We start from the raw sequence: 9,856 nt of genomic DNA, 5'->3' as shown, positions 1-9,856 counted from the left end.
TTTTCACACCATGGCCGTCACGCTATCCGACGAGGCACGGCAGTATATCGCCTTATTCGACGAGGAAACGGACGTGGCGGCGACAGACTGTATCGTCGACGACGAGTACGACCGCGTCGTCTTCGTCGTCTCGCCGGGGACGATGGGGCAGGCTATCGGCCCGGGCGGCAAACACGTCAAACGCATCGAGGAGAAACTCGGCCAGGACGTCGAAGTCGTCGAAGGCGCCGACACCCCCGAGGATTTCGTCGCGAACGCCTTGGCGCCCGCGGCGGTGTACAACGTCACGATAAGCGAAGACGACACGACCGTCGCCTACGCGGAGGTCGACCACGACGACCGCGGCGTGGCTATCGGGAAAGACGGTCGGAACATCGACCTCGCGCGCCGGCTTGCAAAGCGGCATTTCGACGTCGACGAAATCGAGTTGACCTAACTGACCAGTCGCCACCAGGCCATCGCGAGGCGGTCGAAAACCGTTTTGTGTCCGCCGACGCGTTCGTGGTGGGCCTCGATGTCGATGAGTAGGTCGTCTATCTCGGGGTCGACGGTGCCGAGGTCGGACGGCGTATCGCTTTCGAGTGCGCCCTCCCGAATCAGCACGCTTCCGCAGGCCTCGCAGGTGAAATAGCGGTTGGCGCCGCCGTCGTTTGCGAGCTGTCGGACGGTCTCGTGGTCGCAGTCCGCAGCCCCCTCTCCGCCGGGAATCGCGTACATCTCCCGCCTGCGTTCGGGCTCCATCGGTCTGTGTGGTAAGTGGTGGCACAGCGGGTTAAACCCATGGTTCGCGGCCGGCTGTTCGAGAGTCACACACCCGACGGGTACGAAAAGGGATGCTTAAGTATCTCCGAAGGGAAGCAAGTGGTACTATGGCGAACGGCAAATACGCCGCGCGCAAACTCAAGAAGGACCGCCAGAAGCATCGGTGGTCCGACTCGGATTACGCGCGCCGTGCCCGCGGACTTGGCAAGAAGTCCGACCCCCTCGAGGGCGCCCCGCAGGGTCGGGGCATCGTCCTCGAGAAGGTCGGTATCGAAGCAAAGCAGCCCAACTCGGCCATCCGGAAATGCGTCCGGGTGCAGCTCATCAAGAACGGCAAGCAGGTCACCGCGTTCTGTCCCGGTGACGGTGCGATCTCGTTCATCGACGAGCACGACGAAGTCACCATCGCCGGTATCGGTGGGGCGAAGGGTCGTGCGATGGGTGACCTTTCGGGTGTCAACTACAAGGTCGAGAAGGTGAACGGCGTCTCTCTCATCGAACTCGTTCGCGGGAACGCGGAGAAACCAGTCCGATGAGCTCGGACGCACCGGAGCCGGACGCCCCGGCCTCCACCGACGACGAGCGCGTCTCCGCGCAACTGTTCGGCGAGTGGGGCGTCGACGACATCGAGTACGCCGACCCCTCGACCCGCCGCTACATCACGGTTACACCCATCGCCCACACGATGGGGCGACACTCCGAGAAGCAGTTCAAGAAATCGGAGATCAGCATCGTCGAGCGGCTCATCAACCGCCTGATGCAGACCGATGAGAACACGGGCAAGAAACAGCAGGCAACGCGTATCGTCCGTGAAGCCTTCGACATCGTCCACGAGCGCACCGAGGAGAACCCGGTGCAGGCGCTCGTGACGGCCGTCGAGAACGCCGGTCCCCGTGAGGAGACCGTCCGCCTGAAGTACGGTGGCATTTCGGTGCCGAAAGCCGTCGACGTCGGCCCGCAGCGCCGCGTCGACCAGGCACTGAAATTCATCGCACAGGGTACCTACAGCGCGTCGTTCAAGACGACGACGCCCGCTGAGGAGGCGCTGGCCAACCAGCTTATCGGCGCGGCCAACTACGACCTGCAGGCGTACCCCGTCAACCAGAAAGAAGAGCAAGAGCGCGTCGCGGCCGCCGCTCGCTAACCGTTCGTCACCGCTTTCTCCTTCGTTTTCAGGCCGACAAGAGAGCGACGCATCCCCCGCGAAAGATTACCCGCGGAGATGGCTGAAAACAGCAATTTTTAGCGGCCGGAGTCGCACTGTTGTGGTATGCCCTCCCCGCGTACTCGACGGCAGTTTCTCACGGCCATCGGCGCAGCCGGTTCGTTGACGTTCGCAGGCTGTATCACCGGCTCTGATACTCCGATAGATTCCTCGTATGACCTCACGCTCGACCACGATATCGAGTCGTGGGACGAGTACGACCCCGAGTGGGCGCCGCCCGAGACATCTCTGCTGGAAGCCAGCTACGAGGTGGAGACGGTCATCGAGAACCTCGAAGTGCCGTGGGATTTGACCTTTGCCGACGACGGGACGCTGTTCATCTCCGAGCGGGTCGGCCGCCTCAGCCGGTATGAATCGGGCGAACTCGAAGCGGTCACCACGCCCGAAGACGTCATCGACCACGCGAGTTCCATCGCCCCCAACGAGGAGGGCGGCTGGTGGGAGGGCGGCAGCGAGGGCGGCCTGCTCGGCGCCACCGTCCACCCGAACTATCCGGACGTGCCGGTACTTTACGCCTTCTACACCTATCAGGCGGGCGAAGATGACTACCGCAATCGGCTTGTCTACTACGACCTCGATAACGGCCACGAAGAGGAGATCATCATCGACGACATCCCTGGCAATCGTATCATCCACAACGGTGCCCGCCTCGCGTTCGGCCCGCGAAACTACCTGTGGGTGACGACCGGCGACGCGAACGCCGACGGCGTGCCACAGGACACGGCCAGCCTCGGTGGCAAGATTCTGCGCTTGAAACCGGACGGGACGGCACCGGACTCGAATCCCGGCCTGTCCGACTTACGCGTGTTCACGTACGGCCATCGGAATCCACAGGCCATCTCGTGGCTGCCGGACGGTACGCCCATTGCGTCCGAGCATGGGCCGAACGGCCGTGACGAGGTGCAGCTCCTCGATGCGGGCGAAAACCACGGTTGGAAGGCGGTTCGCGGCGGCCCCCAGGACGACGAGTGGGGCTCCTACACCGACCACGAGGCGACACCACCGCTCGTCAATACGGGACAAGACACCTGGGGTCCGAGCGGGGGCGTCTTCTACACCGGCAGCGAGGTGCCGTCGCTAACGAATCGGTTCCTCAGCGCTGGCCTCATCTCCCAGCGGCTCAACGTCGTCTCGGTGTACGAGGAGTCTGCGCCCGACGTCGGCGGCACGCGGTTCGACGCCGACTGGCTGTATCCGGGATACGAGGCGGTCGCTCACACGCTCTTCGAGAACGAACTCGGCCGGATTCGCCACGTCGAACAGGGCCCGGACGGCGAGGTGTACGCCATCACGTCGAACCGTGACGGCCGGGCGAGCGAGGCGTTCCCGAAAGAGGGCGACGACCGACTCGTCCGTATCGCCGAAGCCTAATCAGACGCCTGCTCGTCATTGATGGCGTACGCCCGCGTTACGTCGACGAGCGCCTTCCGGTACTCGGACTCGTCGGGGTCGTCGCCGAGCGACCGGAAGTGCGTCTTGAACTGCGACAGCGAGATGCCCGGCGCGTCCTGTGCGGCCGCGTGCGCGAGGTCGTAGAGTCGGTGGTCGTCGTCGATGGCATCGTGACGCTCCAAGAGTGCCAGCGCGAAGGCGGCGTTGACGGCCGTAATCTCGGGGTCGGCAGACGGCGTCCACCGTTCCCAATCGCCCGGTGCCGAGGGCGGGGAATCGGCCAGTGCGCTTGCGAGCGAGGATTCGAGGAAGGCGACGAGCTTCTCCGTCGGCCCGATGTCGAGCGTGATATCGTCGGCGTAGATATCCTTCATGTGGTTGGCGATCTGATAGCAGTGCGTCAGCTTCCGTCGTTCGACGCTTCGGCCGGCGAGTGCCAAGAACAGCGCCTCCTCGGTCGATTGCAGGTGTGAGGGGTGTTCCTCCTCGTAGCGCGCCATGTGGGCGAACTCGTGTAAGGCGAGCTCGCGGGCCATCGCCGAGGTGGCGGCGCGGTGTGAGACGAGCAGTTCGTGGCGGTCGTCGTAGTGGCCTGCCACGGTGCGCTCGTCCGGGTTGTCCCGTATCTTTACGACCACGGGCAGCTCAAGGTCGTACTCGGTCGCCAGGAGGTCACGGGCGCTGAGAAACGGCTCTGCCGGCCCACGCCCCGTCACGCGAACGTCCATGTCGGTTATTACACGGGCTTCGGCCGCTTGACTCTTGTCCCCTGCCCCCTGTCTGTCCCGTTTCGGTCGATTGCTACTCCCTCACGCCCGTTCGCAGCGAAGCACTACCCTTTTCACGCTGCTGGTGAAACCTGACTGTATAATGGGCCGACGCAAGAAGATCGTACAGGAGTGTGAACGGCTGATGGACAACCCGGTGAACATCCGGAACATCGCTATCGCCGCTCACGTTGACCACGGGAAGACCACGCTGACCGACAACCTCCTCGCTGGCGCGGGCATGATCGCCGACGAGACCGCCGGTGAGCAACTCGCGATGGACACCGAGGAGGACGAACAGGAACGCGGCATCACCATCGACGCGGCGAACGTTTCGATGACCCACGAATACGAGGACACGAACCACCTCATCAACCTCATCGACACGCCGGGCCACGTCGATTTCGGTGGCGATGTCACCCGAGCGATGCGTGCCGTCGACGGTGCGCTCGTCGTGGTCGATGCCGTCGAGGGCGCGATGCCCCAGACCGAGACCGTGCTCCGGCAGGCGCTCCGCGAGGGCGTCAAGCCGACGCTTTTCATCAACAAGGTCGACCGCCTCATTTCCGAGCTTCAGGAGGGCCCCGAAGAGATGCAGCAGCGACTCGTGGGCGTCATCCAGGATGTCAACGAGCTCATCCGCGGGATGACCGAGGAGATGGAGGACATCGACGAGGACTGGACGGTCTCCGTCGAGAAAGGCACCGTCGGCTTCGGATCGGCTCTCTACAAATGGGGCGTCTCGATGCCGTCGATGCAGCGCACCGGCATGGACTTCGGCGAAATCATCGACCTCGAGCGCGCCGACAAGCGCCAGGAGCTCCACGAGCGAACGCCGCTCTCGGACGTCGTCCTCGACATGGTCTGTGAGCACTTCCCGAACCCCGTCGACGCCCAGCCGCTGCGTATTCCCCGCATTTGGCGTGGCGACGAGGAGTCGGAGCTCGCCGGGACGATGCGGCTGGTCGACGAGGACGGTGAACTCGTCATGATGGTCACCGACATCGGTATCGACCCCCACGCCGGTGAGATTGCTGCCGGCCGTGTCTTCTCGGGCACTATCGAGAAGGGCCAGGAGCTGTACATCTCTGGCACTGCCGGGAAGAACCGCGTCCAGAGCGTCGGCATCTACATGGGTGGCGAACGCGAGGAGGTCGACCACGTGCCGGCCGGCAACATCGCCGCCGTCACCGGCCTCAAGGACGCCATCGCGGGCTCGACCGTCTCCTCGGTGGAGATGACGCCGTTCGAGACCATCGAACACATCTCCGAGCCGGTCATCACGAAATCCGTCGAGGCGAAGAACATGGACGACCTGCCGAAGCTCATCCAGACGCTCCAGCAGGTCGCCAAGGAAGACCCGACCATCCAAATCGAGATCAACGAGGACACCGGCGAACACCTCATCTCCGGGCAGGGTGAACTCCACCTCGAGGTCATCACCCAGCGTATCGAGCGCAATCAGGGCATCCCGGTCAACACCGGTGAGCCCATCGTCGTCTTCCGCGAGGCCCCCCAGCAGGAGTCCCGCGAAGTCGAGGGTCGCTCGCCCAACAACCACAACCGGTTCTACATCACCGTCGAGCCGCTCCAGCAGGACATCACCGACACCATCAAGCTCGGTGATATCTCGATGGACATGCCCGAGCTCGAACGCCGTGAAGAACTGATGGAGCAGGGCATGGACAAGGATACCGCCCAGAACGTCGAGCACATCCACGGGACGAACGTGTTCATCGACGACACGAAGGGTATCCAGCACCTCAACGAGACGATGGAGCTCGTCATCGAGGGCCTCGAAGAGGCGCTCAACGACGGCCCGCTCGCCGCAGAGCCGGTCGAGGGGTCGCTCATCCGACTCCACGACGCGCGGCTCCACGAGGACGCCATCCACCGTGGCCCCGCACAGGTCATCCCCGCCGTTCGACAGGCCGTCCACAACGCCCTGATCGACGCGCGGATCAAGCTCCTGGAGCCGATCCAGGAAGTCCGCATCGACGTGCCCAACGAGCACATGGGCGCCGCCTCCGGCGAGATTCAGGGTCGCCGAGGCCGTGTCGACGACATGTACCAGGAGGGTGACCTCATGGTCGTCGAGGGTGTCGCCCCCGTCGACGAGATGATCGGCTTCTCCTCGGACATCCGCTCGGCAACGGAAGGTCGTGCCTCCTGGAACACGGAGAACGCCGGCTTCCGCGTCATGGCCGACAACCTCCAGCCCGAGACCATCAACGAGATTCGAGAGCGCAAGGGCATGAAGACGGAACTGCCCGAGCGAGTCGAATACTTCTAAACACCCACTTTTTGCACGCGAACGCGGGTCGAGCGCTTCGCGCTCGACACCGGTTCGCGGCAAAAACTTGGGGAAAATATGCGCGAGAGCCTCCAGCCGCGGCGCCTTTGGCGCCGCGTTAGTCTGCTCTCGCTACGGCGACTCACTTCGTTCGTCGCCGGGAACCGCGCTCGCTTCGCTCGCGCGGATGCTCAACGGGATTACTTCTAAACCTTCTTCACCAGAGAATGCTGCAGCGTCTTCAGACCGCCCGCCCGTCACTCCCGTTGCCGTTCGCGTCCGCGCCCCATTCGAAGACGGCGAAGTACGAGAGCATCATCGCGCCGCCGACGAGGACGGCCATGACGGGGTTGACAGCGATGGGGAACTCGACAATCGCGAGCCGGGGGAGGGAGGCGTTGAGCATCGGGTAGCCGACGAGGGAGCCGAGCAGAATCGACAGCCCGACGAGCGAGCCACAGAAGACGAACACGAACCGGGAGAGTCGCGAGGGGTCGGCGTTGCCCATCGATAACAGTACGAAAAGCGGCACCCAACCGATAAGGGCGGCCTGGAACAGTTCGGCACCGGTCGGATCGTGGAACACTACGGACGCCCCGACAAGGGTGATTACGCCAGTGGCGAGCGCCGTGATGAGCGACTCGACGGCTCGACCATCCATCATCTCTTTTGGACGTATGTCCGCGCCCTATTTAAAAAGGTGTTCCACATCGAACGTCGAAAGCCGCCGGTGTCGCGGCGCTGGGCGCCGCGGGAGCCGTTGGTAGCGGCCACGCTTGCGAATGACGGCGTTCTTATAGCCGGCGACGCTGAGTTGCAGGTAATGAGCGAACGTCTGGAGGTGTGTCGATGAGCGAGGCTGACGTGCGGTCGTACACCGTGCGGCTGGAGCTCGTCGACGAACCCGGTGAACTGTTGCGCGCGCTCGAGCCCATCGCCAACAACGGTGGGAACCTCCTCTCTATCTTCCACGAGCGGGGCAACCTCACACCGCGGGGGCACATCCCCGTCGAGGTCGATCTGGAGGCGACGCAGGCGCAGTTCGAGGTCATCGTGGACGCACTCCGGGAGGCCGGCGTCAACGTCATCCAGGCCGGCGCAGAGCGGTACAGCGAGGAGCTGACGGTCGTGCTCGTCGGCCACCTCGTCGAGACCGACCTCTCGGATACCCTCCGGCGGTTCCAAGACTGTGGCGGCGTCTCCGTAGCCGACGTGTCGCTGTCGGCGCCGGCCGGCACCGAGGGGCCCTCCAGCGCCCGTCTCCGGTTGGTCGCAAGCGAAGGCCAGACCGTTGATGCGCTGTCGACGGTGCGTGACGTAGCGAGCGAGAAAGACCTTCGCGTCATCGAGCCGCTCACGGAGGGAACGGCATGAAACTCGCCGTGATGGGCGTCGGCGCCGTCGGGAAATCGGTCGTCGATCTCGCGGGCGAGTACGGCCACACCATCGTTTCGGTTGCGGACTCCTCGACGGCCGCCGTCGACGACGAAGGACTCGATGCGGAGGCCGTCCTCTCACGGAAGGAGAGCCGTGGCGTCGTCGGTGATGACGACCCCGAGGCGGCACTCGAGGCCGACTACGACGTGCTCGTGGAGGCGACGCCGACGACGCTCGGCGACGCCGAACCGGGCTTTTCACACGTCGAGCGCGCGCTCGAACACGACCGCCACGTCGTCCTTGCGAACAAGGGCCCGGTCGCGGAACGATACGACGATGTCCGGGCGCTTGAGGCCGATTCGAGGGGGGCGGTGCTGTTCGAGGCCGCGGTCGGCGGTGCGATTCCCATCCTTTCGACCATCGACGACCTGAACGGTCAGGTGACCGCAGCGCGCGGCGTCCTGAACGGAACGGCGAACTTCATTCTGAGTCGGATGGCCGCCGAAGGACTCGGCTATGAACACGTCCTGGCGGAAGCCCAAGACCTCGGCGTCGCCGAGGCCGACCCGACCTTCGACGTGGAGGGCACTGACGCCGCGCTGAAATGCGTCATCCTCGCGAACGTGCTGTACGAGGACACCTACTCGCTCGAGGATGCCGAAGTCGAGGGCATTGCCGACCTGCCGGGCAGCGCCCTCGAGTTGGCCGCCGAGGACGGCCGGACGATTCGGCTCATCGGTGAAGTCGCCGATGGCGACGTTCGCGTTGGGCCGCGATTGGTACCCGAAAAGGGTACGCTCGCGGTGTCGGGGACGCTGAATATCGTCCAACTGGAGACGAACCACGCCGGACGACTGAACATCTCGGGGCGCGGTGCGGGCGGCCCCGAGACGGCGAGTGCAGTGTTGGCCGACGTGGGGCGGCTATCCCCGCTGGAGTAAACTCCCTTCTTCGCTGTTCGTCCCTCGGAGATCTGTCAAACCGGTCTGGTATTGGTGTTGAAACCACGAGGAACTATTATTTAGGATTAGAACTACGTCCGGCCGTATGAGCGAAGAGGTAACATACAACAATGAACCGACTGGCGACGAAGAGAACATCCCGAATTACGAGGGAGATACTCTCTACGAGCGTCTCGGCGGCATCTACGGAATCTCCGGTGCAGTCGATGTCCTGGTCGACCGGCTCTACGAGAACGACGCGGCCAACGAGAACGACGCCGTTCAGGAGTTCCACGAGAACTACGGAAAGGAGGGATTCAAATACCTAGTGACAGCGTGGTCTATCGAATACTCCGGCGGGCCGGCGGTGTATCCGGGTCGTGGCATGTCCGAGGCCCACGAGGAACTCGAAGTGACCGAGCGCGGCTTCGACGTCGTGCGCACCGAGATCAAGAACACGCTCTACAACGTCGGCGTGCCCCACGAGGAGATGAGCGAGTTCATGGCCATCATCGACTCGTTCCGCGACCGGGTGGTCGCAGACAAACACCGCGACGAGGACTGGGAAGCGCCGTAGCGACGCTGAGGTTTGTCAGGGGTGGATACGATTGGAGATTCGGTAGCGACGGCTGTCCCGTAACTGAGAGCCGCTATCACACGGTTCCCGTGGTATCGGGTCGCAAACCGCCCGACACGCCCGGTTTCGGGCGAATCCCTTTCGAAATCGTTTTACGGCCCACCGACAAAAGAATCCGATATAGCGCCTCTGCGCGTGAGACAACAATGAGCGACAAACCGCACCAGAACTTGGCCGTCATCGGCCACGTCGACCACGGAAAGAGTACGATGGTCGGGCGGCTCCTCTTCGAGACCGGGAGCGTCCCCGAGCACGTTATCGAACAGTACCGCGAAGAAGCAGAAGAGAAGGGCAAAGGCGGCTTCGAGTTCGCCTACGTGATGGACAACCTCGCTGAGGAGCGAGAGCGTGGTGTCACCATCGACATCGCCCACCAGGAGTTCGACACCGACGAGTACTACTTCACCATCGTCGACTGTCCGGGCCACCGCGACTTCGTCAAGAACATGATTACTGGCGCGA

At 63.7% G+C, this 9,856-nt stretch carries 12 protein-coding genes; 9 read left to right on the top strand and 3 right to left on the bottom strand.

What is annotated here, in order from left to right; translation table 11 throughout:
* Positions 1–10 precede the first annotated feature (10 nt).
* Positions 11–436, top strand: coding sequence for a NusA-like transcription termination signal-binding factor (locus ACI8UR_RS06880; protein ID WP_411714269.1), 426 nt, complete (start codon positions 11–13; stop codon positions 434–436).
* Here the strand turns inward: ACI8UR_RS06880 and ACI8UR_RS06875 are convergent.
* Positions 433–717 (bottom strand): hypothetical protein, encoded by a 285-nt coding sequence (locus ACI8UR_RS06875; RefSeq protein ID WP_415087705.1) that lies wholly within the window; start codon positions 715–717, stop codon positions 433–435. The two genes, ACI8UR_RS06880 and ACI8UR_RS06875, sit on opposite strands and share 4 nt — an antisense overlap.
* A gap of 152 nt (positions 718–869) precedes the next feature.
* Here ACI8UR_RS06875 and ACI8UR_RS06870 point away from each other — a divergent pair, with 152 nt between their 5' ends.
* The 3 genes from ACI8UR_RS06870 (at position 870) to ACI8UR_RS06860 (ending at position 3,358) form a co-directional block, all read left to right on the top strand.
* Positions 870–1,298, top strand: a complete 429-nt coding sequence (locus tag ACI8UR_RS06870) for a 30S ribosomal protein S12 (RefSeq protein WP_178289723.1) — start codon at positions 870–872, stop codon at positions 1,296–1,298.
* On the top strand, positions 1,295–1,906 hold the full coding sequence (locus tag ACI8UR_RS06865) for a 30S ribosomal protein S7 (protein ID WP_411714271.1): 612 nt from the start codon (positions 1,295–1,297) through the stop codon (positions 1,904–1,906). Before ACI8UR_RS06870 ends, ACI8UR_RS06865 begins: the two co-directional genes overlap by 4 nt.
* Positions 1,907–2,032: 126 nt before the next feature.
* The gene (locus ACI8UR_RS06860; protein ID WP_411714272.1) at positions 2,033–3,358 is read left to right on the top strand and encodes a PQQ-dependent sugar dehydrogenase; all 1,326 of its coding nucleotides are present in this window, start codon (positions 2,033–2,035) and stop codon (positions 3,356–3,358) included.
* On the opposite strand, the gene ACI8UR_RS06855 is transcribed toward ACI8UR_RS06860, so the two are convergent.
* Complete coding sequence (locus ACI8UR_RS06855; protein WP_411714273.1) at positions 3,355–4,107, bottom strand: DUF5781 family protein; 753 nt, start codon at positions 4,105–4,107, stop codon at positions 3,355–3,357. The two genes, ACI8UR_RS06860 and ACI8UR_RS06855, sit on opposite strands and share 4 nt — an antisense overlap.
* A 142-nt stretch (positions 4,108–4,249) precedes the next feature.
* Between ACI8UR_RS06855 and ACI8UR_RS06850 the strand changes: the two genes are divergently transcribed.
* Positions 4,250–6,439 (top strand): elongation factor EF-2, encoded by a 2,190-nt coding sequence (locus ACI8UR_RS06850; protein WP_411714274.1) that lies wholly within the window; start codon positions 4,250–4,252, stop codon positions 6,437–6,439.
* A gap of 241 nt (positions 6,440–6,680) precedes the next feature.
* On the opposite strand, the gene ACI8UR_RS06845 is transcribed toward ACI8UR_RS06850, so the two are convergent.
* Complete coding sequence (locus ACI8UR_RS06845) at positions 6,681–7,103, bottom strand: hypothetical protein (RefSeq protein ID WP_411714275.1); 423 nt, start codon at positions 7,101–7,103, stop codon at positions 6,681–6,683.
* 185 nt (positions 7,104–7,288) lie between these two features.
* Between ACI8UR_RS06845 and ACI8UR_RS06840 the strand changes: the two genes are divergently transcribed.
* The 4 genes from ACI8UR_RS06840 to ACI8UR_RS06825 form a co-directional block, all read left to right on the top strand.
* Positions 7,289–7,813 (top strand): amino acid-binding protein, encoded by a 525-nt coding sequence (locus tag ACI8UR_RS06840; protein WP_411714276.1) that lies wholly within the window; start codon positions 7,289–7,291, stop codon positions 7,811–7,813.
* Positions 7,810–8,757: a homoserine dehydrogenase gene (locus tag ACI8UR_RS06835; RefSeq protein WP_411716395.1), complete on the top strand. Its 948-nt coding sequence runs from the start codon at positions 7,810–7,812 to the stop codon at positions 8,755–8,757. The genes ACI8UR_RS06840 and ACI8UR_RS06835 overlap by 4 nt, the downstream gene beginning before the upstream one ends.
* Before the next feature lie 106 nt (positions 8,758–8,863).
* On the top strand, positions 8,864–9,334 hold the full coding sequence (locus ACI8UR_RS06830; RefSeq protein ID WP_411716394.1) for a group I truncated hemoglobin: 471 nt from the start codon (positions 8,864–8,866) through the stop codon (positions 9,332–9,334).
* Between the two features lie 206 nt (positions 9,335–9,540).
* Positions 9,541–9,856: GTP-binding protein (locus tag ACI8UR_RS06825; protein ID WP_415087704.1), on the top strand; the 316-nt coding region annotated here is incomplete at its 3' end.

Source organism: Natronomonas sp. (assembly GCF_047616845.1).
In the GTDB taxonomy this organism is placed as follows: Archaea; Halobacteriota; Halobacteria; order Halobacteriales; family Haloarculaceae; genus Natronomonas.
Note: the sequence above shows the minus strand (reverse complement) of the source record. Positions and strands in the feature narration are given on the sequence as shown.